At 71.8% G+C, this 16555-nt stretch carries 17 protein-coding genes; 10 read left to right on the top strand and 7 right to left on the bottom strand.

Going from position 1 to position 16555, the window contains the following annotated elements; genetic code table 11:
- The 4 genes from KILIM_RS03585 to rimP form a co-directional block, all read right to left on the bottom strand.
- Positions 1-268 (bottom strand): translation initiation factor IF-2 N-terminal domain-containing protein (locus tag KILIM_RS03585; RefSeq protein ID WP_006591259.1); only part of this gene is annotated, 268 nt, incomplete at its 3' end.
- 196 nt (positions 269-464) lie between these two features.
- Positions 465-776, bottom strand: coding sequence for a YlxR family protein (locus tag KILIM_RS23085; protein WP_246308450.1), 312 nt, complete (start codon positions 774-776; stop codon positions 465-467).
- Positions 777-902: 126 nt separating this feature from the next.
- The gene (nusA, locus tag KILIM_RS03575) at positions 903-2054 is read right to left on the bottom strand and encodes a transcription termination factor NusA (RefSeq protein ID WP_006591257.1); all 1152 of its coding nucleotides are present in this window, start codon (positions 2052-2054) and stop codon (positions 903-905) included.
- Positions 2054-2719 carry a ribosome maturation factor RimP gene (gene rimP, locus KILIM_RS03570; protein WP_006591256.1) on the bottom strand — a complete coding sequence of 222 codons (666 nt, stop codon included), beginning with the start codon at positions 2717-2719 and terminating at the stop codon, positions 2054-2056. The genes nusA and rimP overlap by 1 nt, the downstream gene beginning before the upstream one ends.
- 178 nt (positions 2720-2897) lie before the next feature.
- Here rimP and KILIM_RS03565 point away from each other — a divergent pair, with 178 nt between their 5' ends.
- The 5 genes from KILIM_RS03565 to KILIM_RS22015 all read left to right on the top strand — a co-directional run bounded on the left by KILIM_RS03565 (position 2898) and on the right by KILIM_RS22015 (position 8248).
- A complete protein-coding gene (locus KILIM_RS03565) occupies positions 2898-3959 on the top strand; it encodes a ferritin family protein (protein ID WP_157551426.1) in 1062 nt (353 codons plus the stop codon).
- A 64-nt stretch (positions 3960-4023) separates the two neighbouring features.
- Positions 4024-4698: a hypothetical protein gene (locus KILIM_RS22025; RefSeq protein WP_157551425.1), complete on the top strand. Its 675-nt coding sequence runs from the start codon at positions 4024-4026 to the stop codon at positions 4696-4698.
- A gap of 52 nt (positions 4699-4750) precedes the next feature.
- Entirely contained in the window at positions 4751-5446 is a 696-nt protein-coding gene (locus KILIM_RS22020; RefSeq protein WP_006591253.1) for a copper chaperone PCu(A)C, read from the top strand.
- Between the two features lie 227 nt (positions 5447-5673).
- Positions 5674-6765 (top strand): Dyp-type peroxidase, encoded by a 1092-nt coding sequence (locus tag KILIM_RS03550; RefSeq protein ID WP_006591252.1) that lies wholly within the window; start codon positions 5674-5676, stop codon positions 6763-6765.
- Positions 6766-7039: 274 nt separating this feature from the next.
- Complete coding sequence (locus KILIM_RS22015; RefSeq protein WP_006591251.1) at positions 7040-8248, top strand: aminoglycoside phosphotransferase family protein; 1209 nt, start codon at positions 7040-7042, stop codon at positions 8246-8248.
- Between the two features lie 6 nt (positions 8249-8254).
- On the opposite strand, the gene KILIM_RS03540 is transcribed toward KILIM_RS22015, so the two are convergent.
- Complete coding sequence (locus KILIM_RS03540; protein WP_006591250.1) at positions 8255-9616, bottom strand: short-chain fatty acid transporter; 1362 nt, start codon at positions 9614-9616, stop codon at positions 8255-8257.
- A gap of 273 nt (positions 9617-9889) precedes the next feature.
- Between KILIM_RS03540 and tpx the strand changes: the two genes are divergently transcribed.
- On the top strand, positions 9890-10387 hold the full coding sequence (gene tpx, locus KILIM_RS03535) for a thiol peroxidase (RefSeq protein WP_006591249.1): 498 nt from the start codon (positions 9890-9892) through the stop codon (positions 10385-10387).
- Positions 10388-10476: 89 nt separating this feature from the next.
- The gene (locus KILIM_RS03530) at positions 10477-11538 is read left to right on the top strand and encodes an alpha/beta hydrolase (protein WP_006591248.1); all 1062 of its coding nucleotides are present in this window, start codon (positions 10477-10479) and stop codon (positions 11536-11538) included.
- Here the strand turns inward: KILIM_RS03530 and KILIM_RS03525 are convergent.
- Positions 11472-13664 (bottom strand): MMPL family transporter, encoded by a 2193-nt coding sequence (locus tag KILIM_RS03525; RefSeq protein ID WP_006591247.1) that lies wholly within the window; start codon positions 13662-13664, stop codon positions 11472-11474. The genes KILIM_RS03530 and KILIM_RS03525 overlap by 67 nt on opposite strands.
- 90 nt (positions 13665-13754) lie before the next feature.
- On the opposite strand from KILIM_RS03525, the gene KILIM_RS03520 reads away from it, so the two are divergent.
- From KILIM_RS03520 to KILIM_RS03510, 3 genes are all read left to right on the top strand, one after another.
- Positions 13755-14249, top strand: coding sequence for a MarR family winged helix-turn-helix transcriptional regulator (locus KILIM_RS03520; RefSeq protein ID WP_006591246.1), 495 nt, complete (start codon positions 13755-13757; stop codon positions 14247-14249).
- Between the two features lie 131 nt (positions 14250-14380).
- On the top strand, positions 14381-15127 hold the full coding sequence (locus tag KILIM_RS03515) for an esterase family protein (RefSeq protein ID WP_006591245.1): 747 nt from the start codon (positions 14381-14383) through the stop codon (positions 15125-15127).
- 168 nt (positions 15128-15295) lie between these two features.
- Entirely contained in the window at positions 15296-15577 is a 282-nt protein-coding gene (locus KILIM_RS03510; protein WP_006591244.1) for a DUF1540 domain-containing protein, read from the top strand.
- Positions 15578-15681: 104 nt separating this feature from the next.
- On the opposite strand, the gene KILIM_RS03505 is transcribed toward KILIM_RS03510, so the two are convergent.
- Complete coding sequence (locus tag KILIM_RS03505) at positions 15682-16512, bottom strand: hypothetical protein (protein ID WP_006591243.1); 831 nt, start codon at positions 16510-16512, stop codon at positions 15682-15684.
- Between the last annotated feature and the right edge of the window lie 43 nt (positions 16513-16555).

The raw sequence follows: 16555 nt of genomic DNA, 5'->3' as shown, positions 1-16555 counted from the left end.
ACGGTGCGGTGCCACCACCCGGCGCGCCACCTGGGCGGCCGGGCTTGGGTGCCGGCGGGCGCGGCCCGGAGGGCATTGCACCGCCGCGGGCGGACGGCTTGTCGCCGCGCCCGGTGGGGAACGTCTCGCGAATCTTGCGGACGACCGGGGGTTCGATGGTCGAACTGGCCGACCGCACGAACTCCCCTTGATCCTTCAAATGATTGAGCAGGGTCTTGCTCTCGATACCGAGCTCTTTGGCGAGCTCATAGACCCGGACCTTAGCCACTTTTCTCCTCGTCTACGGTCCGGATCTGGCGGCATCCGATCGATCGAGTCGATCAGGTCGTCGCAGTACGGACCGTTGTCAATGCTGGGTGATGCTCATTGCCGAGTACTCATCGGATGCTCATCAGCGTCAAACCCGCTTTCGGTCTCTTACTGGTGCCCGGCGCGGCCTTGCTGCCGCGTCGGCTTTTGTGCGGTTACTCCGTCGTGTGTGCGCTCAGGTACTCCCGTACGAGATCGCAGTCCAGGCGATTGCCCGGAACCTCGACCCGCAGCGCCCGCGTGAAGGCCCGACGTCGAATCGCCTGGTCGAGGCACTCAAGGCTGACGTGCAGCCACGCGCCCCGGCCGGGCAGTCGGCACCGGGGATCCGGCCGCACCTGCACGCCTGCGCCCGACGCCACCCCGCCGGGGCGACTCTCGGACTCGGCGACGGTGAGGACCACACGCAACAGAGCCGATCGCTGGTCACGGAGGCGGCACCCTATGCACGTGCGCACCGGGCTCATCGAAGGACCCGTCGAAGAGGCCGGCGGGGCCGGGCTCATATCGGGCTCGAAACGTTGAACCTGGGGGCGCGAGCGCAGGCGGCACTCACCGTGACCGAACGGTCAGCGACCATCCTACCGCGCCCATCAGGGGTGCGCGCCACCCGCCGCCTCGCTCCGCCCTCCGCGAGGGGCCATGCCTGAGCCCGGGCGGGGGCCGCTGCGGTGGCCGCGATCCGAAGGAGCCCCACCCACGCGGCGCGCTCGGTCGCCGGAGCGGTCGGCACCGGCACGTGGCGGCCCGGGCGGCGGACCGTCGGGGTCGGTGTCGGGCCGAATGTCGATCCGCCAGCCCGTGAGTTTGGCTGCGAGCCGCGCGTTCTGCCCCTCCTTGCCGATGGCCAGGGAGAGCTGGTAATCGGGCACGATGACGCGGGCCGTGCGGGTGGCCGCGTCGATGACCTCCACGGAGGTGACGCGCGCCGGCGACAGGGCCGCGGCGACGAAGGCCGCCGGGTCCGGGGAGTAGTCGACGATGTCGATCTTCTCGCCCCGCAGTTCGGCCATGACCGCACGCACCCGCTGCCCCATCGGGCCGATGCAGGCGCCCTTGGCGTTGACGTCCTTGGCGTTGGAGGCGACCGCGATCTTCGTGCGGTGCCCCGCCTCGCGCGCCAGGGCGGCGATCTCGACGGTGCCGTCGGCGATCTCCGGCACCTCGAGGGCGAAGAGCTTGCGCACCAGATTGGGGTGGGTGCGCGACAGTCCGATCTGCGGGCCGTTGGGGCCGCGTTTGACCGACACCACGAAGCAACGCAGCCGGTCGCCGTGCACGTACTTCTCCCCCGGCACCTGCTCGGAGGTGGGCAGCAGCCCCTCGACGGAGCCGAAGTCGACGAGGACGCCGCGGCCCTGGCTCTGCTGGATGACGCCGGTGACGATGTCGCCCTCGCGGCCCTTGAAATCGCCGAGGATCGCATCGTCCTCGATGTCGCGCAGTCGCTGCAGGATCACCTGCCGGGCGGTGGAGGCCGCGACCCGGCCGAATCCCTCGGGGGTGTCGTCGAACTCCGGGCCCGGCTCCCCGCGGTTGCCCTCCTCGTCGACGGGGGCGTCCTCGCGGGCCCACACGACGACGTGGCCGGTCTTGCGGTCCAACTCGACGCGGGAGTGCCGAAACGAGCCTTCGGTGCGGTGGTAGGCGAGCAGAAGTGCCTGCTCGATGGCGGGCACGATGACGTCGAGCGGCACATCCCGCTCACGTTCCAGGGCGCGCAGCGCGGCCAGATCGATGTCCATCAGTCCTCCTGCTCTTCGCTGTGCGAGTCGGTCTCGTCCTGCTCCAGATCGCCGTCAGCGCCGTCGTCCACATAGTCCTCGTCGGCCTCGTCGGCCTCGTCGGCGCGGTTGAACTCGACCTGCACGTGGGCGCCGGTGAGGGCGGCATAGTCGACGAACCGCGCCGCGGATTCGTTCCCCGCCGCCCCTGCTTTGGCCCCTGCGGCCGCGTTCTTGTGCTTGCCCTGGGCCTGCGTGGGCTGGAGGTCGAGGTGTAGGCCGTGCTCGCCGGCGGCGGCGATGCGGCCGAGGAGGGTCGTTCCGTCGGCCAGGGCCAGCTTGACGAGGCGGCCCACGTTGCGGCGGAAGTGTCGCGGCTGCGTCAGCGGCCGCGAGGTGCCCGGAGAGGTCACCTCCAGGACGTAGGGGGCTTGGCCCATGGGGTCGGCGGCATCGAGGGCTGCGTCGATCGCTCGGGTGGCGTCGGCGACGGTGTCCAGCGCCACCGGGGGCACCGGGGTGGTCTCGTCGCCCGCGGCCAGGGCGCTCAGGTCGTCGTCGACCGCGATCCGCACCAGTCGTCGTTTGCCGGCTCGCACGATGCTCAGGTCGTCGACGACCAGCCCCAGCGGGGCCACGGCCTCCTGTGCGTGCTCCCGGACCCGTTCTTCGAGGGTGTCACCCATCGGAGGCGCCTCCATATTCATCTGCCATATTCATCTGCCTTATTCAGCTGCCGTCTGTGAGCGCGGCGCGCGCCGCGGCCCGAGCATCAGGTCGAGCGCGGCGGGCGGCGGCTTCCCGACACTCTAACCAGAGCCCGGGGTCGCGCGGATGCCCTATCCGATCCGTCATGATCGAGACATGCCCGCGCCGCCCCCACCGTCAGTTTCTCGCTCCGGGGCCGAAACCGCTTGGGATAGTGACGATTCCGCGCCCGATCGACGCCTGGGCCGGCGCGCCGTGCTGGGTTTGATCCCCCTGGCCGCCCTCGGCGCCGCCAGCGGGTGCGGGCTGCGCTGGGAGCGTGGGGCACCACAGTTGCCGATCGTCCCCTCGGCGCGGGCCTACCCGGGGGCGGCGGCGCTGCGGACCGAACTCGCGGCCTCCCGTTCGGCGCACGCGGCGGCGCAGGCGTGGAGCGTCGCGGGTGGTCCGGTCCTTTCGCGGGTGCTGCTGCGCGTGCACGGTGAGCAGATCGCCGCCCTCATCGCCCGATTGGAGTCGGTGTCGGAGCCGGTGCCGCCAGCCGAGTCGGGCACAGCCGCTACCTCTCCCAGCGGCTCTCCCACTGCCTCCCCCAGCGGTCGCAGCGAAGACGATGCTCGGGCCCGGCTGCTGGAGGCGGAGGCCGCCGGCCTGCGGGAGGTCGATGCGTTGGCCGCCGCACCGGCCGCCGACCGGGCCCTGCTCGCCGGCTGCCTGGTGACCCGCGCGCAGGCGGCCAGGCTGTTGGGCGCCGGCGCGTTGCAGGCACCCCGGCGGCCGGCGGCGGGATCGGTCGAGCAAGCGGTCGACCTGCTGGCTACGGTCCGGCCCGTCGTCTACGGCCTGGAGGTGGCGACGGCCCGAGTGGTCGTTGCCGGCGGCGAGCGGGCGCAGGTCGCGCGCGCCAGCCTGGACGCGGCCCGCAGGCAACGGCAGTTCCTCGAACAACAGGCGGGCAACACCGCACCCGCCGCCCCGCTGGGCTACGTCCTCGACGACCCCGTCGACACCCCGGCCGACGCCGCGAAGCTGGCCCACCGCCTCCTGACCGACCTCGCCGACGCCCACGTGCGGGCCGTGGCCGCCGCGCCCCCCACCAGCGCAGACACGCCCGGAGCGGCACCGCAGGTCGTGGCCTCGCTGCTGAGCTGGGCTCGGGAGGCCGAATGGTGGCGCGGCCAGTGGGGCGCCGGACCCCGGGCGCTGGGTGTGGCCTGACGCCCCGCGCCGAATGTGCCGGGTCTGGGCGAGGGCGGCGTCGACGGATCGTAGGGTGGGCGGCATGGGGCCGCAGCACGGGTGGGTGCGCCTGAGTCGCACGGGGGCGTTCGCTCTCGTCTGCCTTGCCCTGGCCGCCGGTGCGCACGCCGCTTCGGGTGGCGGTCTGCCGCCGTTCGGGGTGCTGCTGCTCGGGGCGCTGCCGCTGTGGTTCGGCGGCTACCTGCTGACCGCGCGACGGTTGGGATTCGCTGCTCTGGCCGCGGCGTTGGCCCTCGCGCAGGCGGGCCTGCACGTCTTCTTTCACGCCACTCACGCCGCCGCTTCGCTCGCCGCACCCTTCGGTTCCGGGTCGCCGCGGCACGCGGGGATGCACGGGTCCGCGGCCTCCGGGTTCAGCGCGCCGACCGAGCACGTCGTGGGAGCCGCGCAGGCCGTGAGCGCAGCCGCGGGCATGAGCGCGGCACCAGCCGAGGCGTCCACCGGTCTGCAGGCGGGCCTGACACCGACCATGCTGCTGGCGCACGCCCTGGCCATCGGGGTGTGCGCACTGGTGCTGGCGTACGGCGAAGACCTGCTGTGGCGCGCGGTGCGGCGGTTGTGCCGCGTTCCGGCCGCTCCCGCTGCGTGCATCGCGGCGCCGCTGTGGCGGGTCCACGTGACCGACGCTGCCGCGACGGGACGCCGCATCGTCGCGGTCAATCCGGATCGGGGTCCTCCGATGTGTCGAGCCTACTGACCTCGCACATCGACTCTGCGGCGTTCGCCGCGTAGCACCTTAGGACTTCGTTATGCCCTCGTTCGTCAACTCTCCCCTGCCCCGGGCCGCGCAGCCAACTGCCGCGACGCAAGCCCCGGCGCGCTCCTCCTGCACTCACCGCCCCCGCCTGCGCACCCTGTCCAGCGCCGTCCTGGCACTTGCCATGGCCCCGGCCCTGGCGGCCTGCACCGGCTCACCCGACGCCGTGGCGCCCGGAGCCGCGGCCAGCGCCCTTACGACCTACGACGCCACCACCCCAGCGGCCGAGGCGACCGACGGTGCCGGAGCCGGGCTTGAGGTGCTCGACGCGTGGACCGTGGCCCGCCCCGACGTCGCCGCCAACCCGATGACCGGCGTGTTCGGCATCGTCCGCAATGTCGGCGACCACGACGTCGAGCTCGTCGCCGCCACGTCGTCCGCCTCGCAGCGGGCCGAACTGCACGCGACCGTCAACAAGAACGGTCAGCCGGCGATGCAGCACGTCGAGAAGATCAAGGTGCCCGCGGGTGGGTCGCTGGTGCTGCAGCCCGGGGGCGACCACGTCATGGTGATGGACCTGACCCGCCCGATCGCCGTCGGCGACACCGTGAACGTCACCCTGACGACGCAGGACGGCGGAAGCCTCGAGTTTCGCGCCGTCGCCAAGCAGTTCGCGGGGGCCAACGAGCCGTACCACTCGGGCGCGCCGACCCCAGGGCAACCGACCGCGCCTGCCCCGACGTCATGACGGCCCGCCTGGGGCGCCCGAGTCGCCGGGCACTGCTCGGTGGCTCGGCAGCCGTGCTGGCGGGAGCAGGAGGAGTGGCGTTCCTCTCCGATCGGCGGCCAGCTGTCTCTGGCGGGTCGGGCCCTGGCGGATCAGGCGCTGACGGGGCGGGCACGGGCGGATCGGGCACTGGCGGATCGGGCACGGGTGGAGCCGGCCAGCCGGCCGCGGCGCCCGATCGTGACTCGGTGTCGGCCACGCCCGTGATGGTGCCGTTCTACGGGGAGCACCAGGCGGGCATCACCACGCGGCAGAAAGCGCACGTGAGCTTTGTGGGGCTCGACCTTCTACCCGGCACGGACTCCCGCGACCTCGCCGGGGTGCTCGCGATGCTCACCGACGACGCGGCCCGACTCTGCTCCGGGCGGCCCCCGCTCGGCGCGCTGGAGGCCAGTTCGGCGGCGGCCGTCGCCGGGCTGACCGTGACCTTCGGGTTCGGCCCGGGGCTGTTCGCCGCTGCCGGTGTGGCGCAGCGCTGCCCGGAGGGGGTGCGCTCGCTGCCTGCGTTCGCCACCGACCGACTCGATCGGCGGTGGGGACAGACGGATCTGCTGCTGCAGCTCTGCTCGGACGACCCCACCGGGCTGGCCTACGCCCAGCGGCGGCTGCTGCGCGATGCCGCCCACGTGTGCGAGCTGCGTTGGGTGCAGCGCGGGTTCGCCACCACCGGGCACGAGCCGGGCGAGCCCGACGATGCGTCGCCGCGCAACCTGCTGGGGATGCGCGACGGTTCGGCCAACGAGCGCGATCCGGCGCAGGTGGCGTCGGTGGCCTGGTGCGCCGGCCCAGGTCCGATGGCCGGGGGCACGCAGTTGGTGCTGCGTCGGATCCGCCTGGACCTGGAGCGCTGGGACGACGTCGACACTGCCGCCAAGGAGATGGCGTTCGGCCGCCGAGTCGCCGACGGCAGCCCGCTGAGCTCCCCGGCGGGCACGTCGGAGTTCACGGTCGTCGACCGCACGGCCAGCGACGACCAGGGATTCACGGTCGTTCCGCCGAACTCGCACGCGGCCCGGGCCCAGGCCCGCAGCGGGTCCGAGCGGATGCTGCGGCGCGGCTACAACTACGACGACGGACCCGGTGCCGACGGCCAGCGGGATGCCGGGCAGCTCTTCGCTGCCTACCAAGCCGACATCGGGGCGGCCTTCGTGCCGGTGCAGCGCCGGCTCGCGCAGGCCGACGCGTTGAACACCTGGTCGACACACGTGGGCTCGGCCGTCTACGCCGTGCCGCCCGGGGCCGCACCGGGCGAGTGGGTCGGGCAGGCCTTGCTGACGTAGCTCGCGCGCCGAGTTGTCACTTTTCCACCCGAGTCGTCACTTTCGCCGCGGCGAATCGTCACTTTCGGGGCCCAGACGTCACAAAGGACCGACAACTGGGCCACAAAAGTGACAACTCGACTTGTGGGCTGCTGGGGGCTGGGCTGCTGGGGCCTGGGTCGCGGGGCCTGGGCTGGGGGCTGGGCTGCTGGGAGGTGGGGCGGGCCGAGTCGGTGTGCGCCGCGGGTGTCAGACTCCCGGAGTGAGGATGGAGTGAGGATGGAGTGAAGACGCAGTGACGAGCGCCCTCGACGCCTTGGTGCCGGCGCGGTTCGCTGCGGGGATTCGGGGCCGGACGGCGGTAGCGATCGACGCGGGGACTCCGGGCGTCGACGGGGACGCGTGGCTGCGCCGGCTGCCCGGTCTGCTGGGCGACGCGCTGGACCGGTGGGAGCTTCGGGTCGATACCAATTCCGCGCAGACGACCACCAGGCACACCACCACCAGGCACGCCACGACCAGGCACGCCAACACCAGGAAGGCGCGCACCGCGGGCGCCACCCACGCCGCGGAAACGGCCAGTGATCCGGGCGCCGCGCCGAGCCGCTACGGGCACTGCGCGCTGGTTGTGGCCGTGCGCCGCGCGGACGGCACGCCGGCGGCGCTGAAGCTCACGTGGCCGCACCCGGAGGCGCGGCACGAGCATCTCGCGCTGCGCGCGTGGGCCGCAGATGGTGCGGTGCGGCTGCTGGCCGCGCACCCCGGCGACTGGGCGCTGCTGCTGGAGCGCCTCGACCCCGACCGCGACCTGACGGGCGTACCGGAGGACGAGGCGTGCGCGATCATCGGAGCCCTGCTGCGCCGGCTCGACCGGCCCACCCTCCCCCAGCTCGACACGCTCTCGGCGTGGACGCGCCACTTCGTGCAGGACAGCGCCGCCCCCGACCCGCGGCTGCCGCGCCGGTTCATCGAGCAGGCCCGTGCACTGGCCTCCGACCTGCTCGCCGACGACGAGCCGCTGGACGACCGGCTCGTACACACCGACCTGCACTACGCCAACGTGCTGGCCCGCCGCGCCGACGACCCGGTCGCCGACACCGCCGGCATCCTGCGGGCACGCCCGGACGTCACGCAGTGGCGGGCCATCGACCCCAAGCCGATGGCGGCGGAGCCGGCGTTCGCGCTCTGGCCCGCGCTGCATAACCGCTGGCCGGAGGCGATCGACGGCGATCTGCACTGGAACATCCGTTGCCGTCTCGGCTGGTTGTCGCAGGCTGCCGACGTCGATGAGGATCGCGCCCGAGCGTGGGCGATCATTCGGACCGTCGCCGACGCCCGGGACCTCATGCGCGATACGGCGACCACGGACTCGGCGACCACGGACTCGGCGACCACGGACTTGGCGACCACCGACCCGGCCCACCGGCCGGTGCAGACCACCAGCGCCGCAGAACTGCTCGGGCAACGCGTCCGGTTGCTCAAGGCGCTCCAACCGGACGCGTGAGCCGCCCTAGGAGGTGAGGCCCGCCAGCAGCATCGTGCCGCCGAACACCAGACCGCTGGTGATGAGCACGATCGAGGTGTAGCCCATGACGTCGCGCACCCGCAGGTTGGCGATGGCCAGCAGCGGCAGCGCCCAGAAGGGCTGGATGAGGTTGGTCCACTGGTCGCCGTAGGCGATGCCCATGACGACGATGCCGGGCTCCACGCCGAGCTGCTTGGCGGCGTCGAGGAAGATCGGGGCCTGCACGGCGAACTGGCCGCCGCCAGAGGGCACAAAGATGTTGATGATGCCGCCGGCCAGGAACGCCCACAAGCCCAAGGTCGCCGGGGTGGCGATCTGCACGAAGAAGTTGCTGAAGACCGCGACGAGACCGGTGCCGGTCATCATGCCGAGGATGCCGGCGTACAGCGGGAACTGCAGGAGGATCTCGCCGACGTTGCGGGCGGCGTTGGCGACGAGCCCGGCCAGCTCCCGCGGCGAGCCGACGAGCAGCAGGATGAGGCACAGGAAGGTCCAGTTGACGATGTCGAGCGTCAGCGCGAACCCGTTCTGCGCGAAGTACGTCACGAGGTAGATGACGAAGACCACTCCGATGACCAGCGTGATCGCGCGACTGTTGTCGACTCGGTCGGCCGGGGTGGGCTCCCCGCCGGCGCCGGCGGCTGGGTCGGCCTCCCCACCCTCGGACAGCTGCGCACCCTCGGGGAGTTCGATGATCGTCTCGCCCGAGCGCGGCCTGATCGCCCACACGGTGGCGGCGATAACGACGATCGCCACGACGATGCCCAGCAGGTTCCACCAGGCGAAGATCGTCTGGGTGACGGGGATGATGAAGCCGGTCTGCTCCTCGACGAACGAGCCCGGCGTCGCCGAGGTCAGCGGCCCGGAGCCGGAGTAGCCCATGTGCCAGACCGCGAAGCCCGAGTAGCCGGCGGCCACGAGCAGCGGATAGTGCACCTTGATGCCGCGCTCGCGGCAGGCCCGAGCCACCTCGATGGACAGCAACGCGGCCACGACCAGGCCCAGCCCCCAGCTCAGCAGCGACGCGAGGGCCGCGCAGACCGTGACGAAGACGTAGGCCATCGGCGCGGAGCGCGGCACCGCTGCGAGCCGGTCGAGGACCCGGCGCACCGGGCGGGTGTTGGCCAACACGTGCCCGAGCATGAGGACGAGCGCCATCTGGGTCATGAACGCGAGCAGGCCGGTCAGACCGTCGCCCCACTCAGTGACGATCTGCAGGGGTCCGGCGTCGGTCCAGGCCAGCGCCATGAGCGCCACGACGAACGTCAGGACGACGGCGAAGACCAGCGAGCCGGGTAGATAACGCTCGACCGCTCGGGTCAGCGGTCTGGTCAAGGTGGCGAGCACGTGGCACCTCCATTGGTGACGGGGCAAGGCGGGCTTGTGGAACGTGGAGCGCTGAGGCCCAACCGGATTGGCGGAAGGGTGCCGACGCGGCCACTGCCGCACCCGCAGTGAGGCGGCGCCAGGACCATAACGTCACGCCGGGCCGATGTCTTCGGCGACAGACCGAAGTGGGGTCGACGGATCACGTAGATGGGTGTGCGATCGCTCGACACCTGCCCACCTGGCAGCCACGCCATTGACCGACCCGACCGCCCCCGTGATAGGCAGGTGCACATGGCAACCACTGCGTTCAAGGGCACCCCTGTCCAGACCTCCGGCGAGCTCCCCGCCGCCGGGTCCACCGCCCCCGCGATCGACCTCGTCGGCTCCGACATGTCGGCCGTCACCTCGGACTCCCTGGCCGGCCGCCGCGTCGTCCTCAACATCTTTCCCAGCGTCGACACCGGCGTCTGCGCCACCAGCGTCCGCAAGTTCAACGAGCTCGCCGCGAGCCTGGACAACACGTCGGTCGTGTGCGTCAGCAAGGACCTGCCGTTCGCGCTCAGCCGCTTCTGTGGCGCCGAGGGCATCGACAACGTCACCGTCGCATCGGCCTTCCGCAGCTCCTTCGGTGAGGACTACGGCGTCACGATGACCGATGGCCCGCTGGCCGCCCTGTTGGCCCGCTCGGTGGTCGTGCTCGATGGTGAAGGCACGGTCGTCTACACCGAGCTCGTGCCCGAGATCGGCCAGGAGCCGGACTACGACGCGGCGGTCGCGGCCCTGGCCTGACCCCTCGACAAAGATCGCGGACACAAACCGGCAGACCAACCCTGCCGAACGGCCGTCGCCCGCAGGCGACGGCCGTTTAGTGTTCGCTCATGGCCTCCGATCGGACGCACGATCCGCTGCACCTGGACTTCGAGTTGCCTGACCCCGATCGGCGCTTCGCCGGGGTGCGGCTGTGGACCGATGCCGAACTCGGCCACTACCCCCCGCCGGTCGACTTCACGCGCGAGGGCCGGGTGTGGCACCTGCGCCTGGAGACCCCGCCCATCGACCGGCTCGAGTATCAGTTCGTCGCGCGACTCAAGGACGACGCCGGCGAGGAGTACGTGCTGGACCCCGAGAACGAGCGGACGGTCGGGGGCGCCTTCGGCGACAAGTCGGAGCGGGTGCTGCCGGGTTATCGTCGCCCGCACTGGTTGGAGCACGAGCCGGTGGCCGCGCAGCGCCACGACTACGCGCTGGAGACCGACGCCGGACCGGTGGAGCTGCAGGTCTGGTCGCCGGAGGTGTTGGCGGCCGACGAAGAGGCACCGCTGCTGCTGGCCCACGACGGGCCGGAGTTCGACGAGCTGGCCGGCCTGACCCGCGCTGTCGGCGTCGCGATCGCCCACCGGCGGCTGGCACCGACCAGGGTGGCCCTGCTGCGCCCCGGCCCGCGCGACGAGCGGTACGCAGCCAACGACGACTACGCCGCGGCCCTGGCCACGCAGGTCGTGCCCGAGATCGCCGCGGCGCACCCCACCTCTGGGTCGCCGGTGCTGCTGGGCGCCAGTCTGGGCGGACTGGCCGCACTGCACGCGCACTGGCGCCACCCGGGCACCTTCGGCGGGCTGTTCCTGGCCTCCGCCTCGTTCTTCACGCCCAAGCTCGACCCGCAAGAAGCCAACTTCTCCCGGTTCGCGCAGGTCACGGACTTCGTGCGCGAGGTCGCCGAGACCAGGGAGGATGCGGCGGCGGTCCGCGAGCTGCCTCCGGTCGCCATCGTCTGCGGCACGGCCGAAGAGAACCTGGCCAACAACATGGCGATGCGTCAGGTGCTCACCGCCTGGCGCCCGCCGACGTGGCACACCGTGCGCGACGGGCACTGCTACACGACGTGGCGCGACTTACTCGACCCGACGCTCGTCGACCTGTTGGCCCGCGCCGCGCCCTGAGGCGACGCGTCCCCGTTCCGCTCGATCCCACCGCGATCCGCCGCGTCGCCCACCGGCGCCGGTGCCTTGCGTGGCCACCAGAACCGGTCGCCGAGCGTGATGGCGATGGCCGGCACGAGCATCGTGCGCACGATGAGGGTGTCCAGCAGCACGCCGATGCCGATGATGACGCCGATCTGCGCCAGCGCCACGAGCGGCAGCACGCCGAGCACCGCGAACACCGAGGCCAGCAGGATTCCGGCGCTCGTGATGACCCCTCCGGTCGCGCCGAGCGCCCGCAACATGCCCAGCTTCGTGCCGTGCCGGGCGCGCTCCTCGGCGGCCCGGGTCACGAGGAAGATGTTGTAGTCGACGCCGAGGGCCACGAGGAACAGGAACGTGTAAAGCGGCACCGATCCGTCGAGGGCGGAGTATCCGAGTGGCCCGGTGAAGATCCACCAGCCCGCGCCGAGGGCCGCCGCGTACGTCGCCAGCACCGTGGCGATGAGGATGATCGGCGCGACGACGGCCCGCAGCATCACCATCAGCCCGCCGAGCACGAGCAGCAGAATCGCCGGCATGAGCACCCACCGGTCGCGCACCTGCGCGGCCTGACTGTCGACCTCCTGGGCCTGGTTGCCGCCGATCAGCGCGCCACTGTCGGCGTAGGCGGCCCGCAGATCGTGGACGCCCTGCTCGGCCGCGTCGCTGCCCGGCGCCGCCGCCAACACGACGTCGACGCGGTCCAGGTCACCGACCTCCCCGGCCGGGCGCGCGGAGACGACTCCGGGCACGTTCTGGGCTGTTGCGATCGCCGCCTGCGCGTCGGGCGCCAGGACGATGAGTGGGTCGGCGTCGCCGGCGGGGAAGGACTGGGCGAGCCGCTTCCCCGCGGTCACCGCCTCCGGAGCATCGAGCAGCTGCTCCTGGGTCGAGAGCCCGGTCTGCACCTGAGTAGCGCCGACCCCCAGGCCGGCGAGCAGGATGAGCACGGCCGCGATCGCCGCCGCGGGGCGCCGGGCCACACCGTTGCCGACCGTGCGCCACAGCGAGGCCTCGGCGGCCTGGGCCGCCTCCCCGTCGGCTGCCACCTGGGGCACCAGCGGCCAGAAGATGCGCCGGCCGAAGAGCACGAGAGTCGTCGGCAGCACGATGAGCGCGAACAGCATGGCGACGACGATGCCCACGGCCGAGCCGACGCCCAGGGCGCGGGTCGCCGGAGTCAGCGACGCGATCAGCACGATGACACCGATGATGACGGTCGAACCGGAGGCGAAGATCGCCTCCCCCGCACGCCGCAGCGCAGCGCGCATCGCCGCGTACTTGTCCTCGGTCGTGCGTAGTTCGTCGCGATATCGAGAGATGAGCAGGAGCCCGTAGTTGGTGCCGGCACCGAAGATCAGCACCGAGACGATGCCGCCGACCTGCGCGTCCCAGACAAGGCCCACGCCGTCGACGATGCGGCTGGCGACGGTCGTCGCCGTGCGCTCGGCGATCGCCACGAGGCTGAGCGGCACGAGCCACAGGATCGGTGAGCGATAGGTGACGATGAGCAGCACCGCGACGACCGCGGCCGAGGCGAGCAGCAGTTGCACGTCGGCGCCGTCGAAGACCGAGGCCAGATCGGCGCGCACTGCAGCCGGGCCGGTCAGGGCGATCTGGGTGCCCTCGGGGGCGGCCGCCCGCAACTCTTGGCGCAACTGCTCGACCGCCGCGGCGTTCTCGCTGGAGTCGCTGGCGGCCACGGGGATCGGCGCGATCGCCGCCGTACCGTCCTCGCTCACCTCGACCGGGCCACCGCGGGCGCCTGCCGTGCCCTCGGGGGCTGCAGCCCCCGGCGGCGGCCCGTTGCCCGCGGCGGACAGGCGCGCCAGCGCCTGCCGGTTGATGTCGGCGAGCTGGGCCTGGGTCAACGCGCCGTTGTCGGCGGTCCACAGCGCAACGGCGACCGAACCCGATCCGTCGTCGGTCTCGGCGAGTTTCTGAGCCACCAGAGTGCTGTCGGCGCGATCGGGTAGTCCGGCGGTCGGCGACCCGGCGGACGTCATGGGGCCCAGGCCGCTGACACCCAGGCCCAGCAGGATGAAGACGACAGCGACGATGGCCGCGCGGGGGCGGCGCACCATGCCGGAGACGAGTGCGGTCACAGTGATCCTCGTGAGAATGTAGAAGCCGGAACCAGCAGGTACATTAATTGCTTAACTAAGTCACTTAACAGTAGCCACGGGAGCGAGGACATGGCAACTCCAGAACCGGAGCCGGGTGACCCCACGGGTGGGCCCGACTCCGGAGTCGCCTGGGTTCGCGCCGAACTACAGACGCCGACCCTGTCCGCGCTGCGCGAGGTGATGACCGTCGGCAACCAGGTGGGGCCGGTCATCGCCCGCCGGGCGGGCCTGTCGCACAGCGAACTCGACGCGCTCGAGCGGCTCGCCGAGCGCCCGTACGGCCCGGCCGAGCTCGCCAAGCAACTCGGCGTGACGACCGCCGCGGGCACCCAGATCGTCGACCGGCTGGTGGCCCGCGGGCACGCGACCCGCCGCAAGCACGAGAGCGACCGGCGGCGCACCGAGGTCGTCATCTCCGACTCCGGGCGGGCCGAGGTCGTCGGTCACCTCATGCCCATGTTCGCCGCGTTGGGGCGCCTCGATGCCGCGCTGACGCCGCAGGAGGCGCAGGTCGTCACGCGCTACCTGCAGGGTGCGGTGGAGTCGATGAAGGCTCTTTTGTAGCTCGCCGGTCGCCCGGCGGCCGTGGGTCGCTCCGCGCTGGTATACCTGCTGGGCAGATCGCCGACCCGCACGGTGGCGATGACACACAAGACCATTGCGACAAAAGCCAACTGCGACAAAGGGGCCGCCTCGTGAACCGGACGCACGTCGATCTCGAGGCTCCGGGCCTCGGCCGCTCCGGCGCCGTCATCCGCTACGGCCACTGGGGCCGCCCGGTCATCTGGTTTCCCAGCGAGGCGGGCCGGGCCTGGGACTTCGAGAACAACGGGATGCTCGAGGCCGTCGAGCCGCTGCTGGCAGCCGGACGGATCAAGCTGTACTGCGTCGACGCCTACGACGAGCAGACCTGGTCGGACCGCTGGCTGTCGCTGGAGGAACGCGCCCACCGCCACGGCAACTACGAGCGCTGGATCACCGGGCCGGTCGCCGCGTGGATCGGGCAGGACTCCCCCGGCACGACCGATGCGATCGTCGCGGGGGCCAGCCTCGGGGCTTACCACGCCCTGCACCTCACCCTCACCCGAGCAGACCTCTTCCCGGTGGCCCTGTGCTTCTCCGGCAACTACGACCCCTCCACGTGGAGCGCCTGGGGCGAGCGCGGCGACGCCGCCTACTTCACCAACCCGACCGACTACGTGACCGGGCTGGGCGGCCCCCACCTGGACTGGCTGCGCTCCCGGGCGTATCCGGTGCTCGTCGTCGGCCAGGGCGCCTGGGAAACCCATCCCACCGGGGCCCTGCCCTCGACGCACCGCATGGCCGGCCTCCTGGCGGACAAGGGCATCCCGCACGAGCTCGATGTCTGGGGCCATGACGTGGCCCACGACTGGCCGTGGTGGAAGAAGCAGCTTGCCCACCATCTGCCCCGGTTCTGCTGACGCAGGAGTGCCGATCAGCGGCGATCAACGACCGCGGACGGAGAGGCCTCACGAGGGTATTTCCGCAGGTCAGGGCAGCCTCACCTTGCTTGCGGGCCGTCACCAGGACAGCTAACGTCAAGGGCGTCAGATACGCGGCATAGACGAACTCTTCGTAAAGGAATCGGCATGCCTGCCCTTGCTACCGTCACGTCCTGCTCGACCACCGCTTGCTCCTACAACACCGACGGCTGCACCGCGTTCGCCATCACGGTCGGCGGAGCCTCCGGCGCGGCCTCCTGCGGCACCTTCGTCGCTCTCGACGCACGCGGTGGCTTGCCCACTGCGGACAGCCACGTCGGCGCCTGCCAGCGCCTGGAGTGCCGCCACAACAACGACCTTATGTGCACCGCCGAGGCGATCACCGTCGGCGGCGACAACGCCGCCTGCGAGCTGTACGAAGCCAGCTGAACTCCGTGGGCCGCTGAGCCGGCCGAAGCGACGCGCGCGTGGCCCCCTGCCGATAGGGGACCACGCGCGCTCTCGATCCTGTTGTCAGATACGCGGTTGGCGCGTCAGGACCGAGCCCGGTGCAGCAGCCCCGTCAGGCGCGCGGACAACTGCGCCAGATCGCGAGCAGGCTGCGCGAAAGGTGCGAACACCACGGTCGTGGCCCCCGCCCCGACGTGCATCAAGGTGACGCCCACACCATCGATGTCCACCCAGTAGATGCGCCCGAGCGTGGCGCGGCAGCTCGGCGCGATCGGTGTCTGGCTGAGCACGCTGCCCGCAAGACGACCGCTGCTGACCCCCGCATAAAGCTCGTACACATCCGATTCGGGCAGCGCGGCAGCAAGTTCCGCAACCTCGAACTCTTGGTCGGCGCTCGGAAAGGGCGCCAGCGCCGGCCGACCGCGCCTAACCCGCGCCAGGTCGGCGAAGGCCAGGGGCGTCACCCCCGCGGCATCGTGCACCAGAACTCGATCACACGTCACCACGCCGACCAGCGCGTCCGGCGCTTGGGCCACCAGCGCAACCGTCGGGGGCAGCCGGCCTTCCGCCACGGCGCGATCGAGCGCCTGGGCGGACAACCACTCGATGCTGCCCAGGGCGTGCGCGGTGGCGGCCACGATGCGCACCCGGGCCTCTGTGGCCTCCCGTCGGATGTCCAGGCGCACCTGGGTCGGGGCTGTCGGCTCGCACGGCAGGGCGGCACCGCGGTGCGCCACGACCAACTCTCCGGTCGAGGTCAACCCGTGCGCCGGGACGTCGACCGCGCGCTGCGCGTCATGGCGGTAAGCGGTGAAGGAGGCCCGCCCCGCCCCCGCCAGCAGACGGCGAGCGGTCGACTCCGTTCGTCCCCGCAGGGCTTGGGAGATCGGCGCGCTGAGCATCGGCGAGGACATGCGGCTCCTTTCGGCCTGAGCGACTTTTGCAACCAAGGTTAGC

It is taken from the genome of Kineosphaera limosa NBRC 100340, assembly GCF_000298215.1.
Taxonomy (GTDB): Bacteria; Actinomycetota; Actinomycetes; order Actinomycetales; family Dermatophilaceae; genus Kineosphaera; species Kineosphaera limosa.
This window is presented reverse-complemented; position numbering and strand designations above follow the sequence as displayed.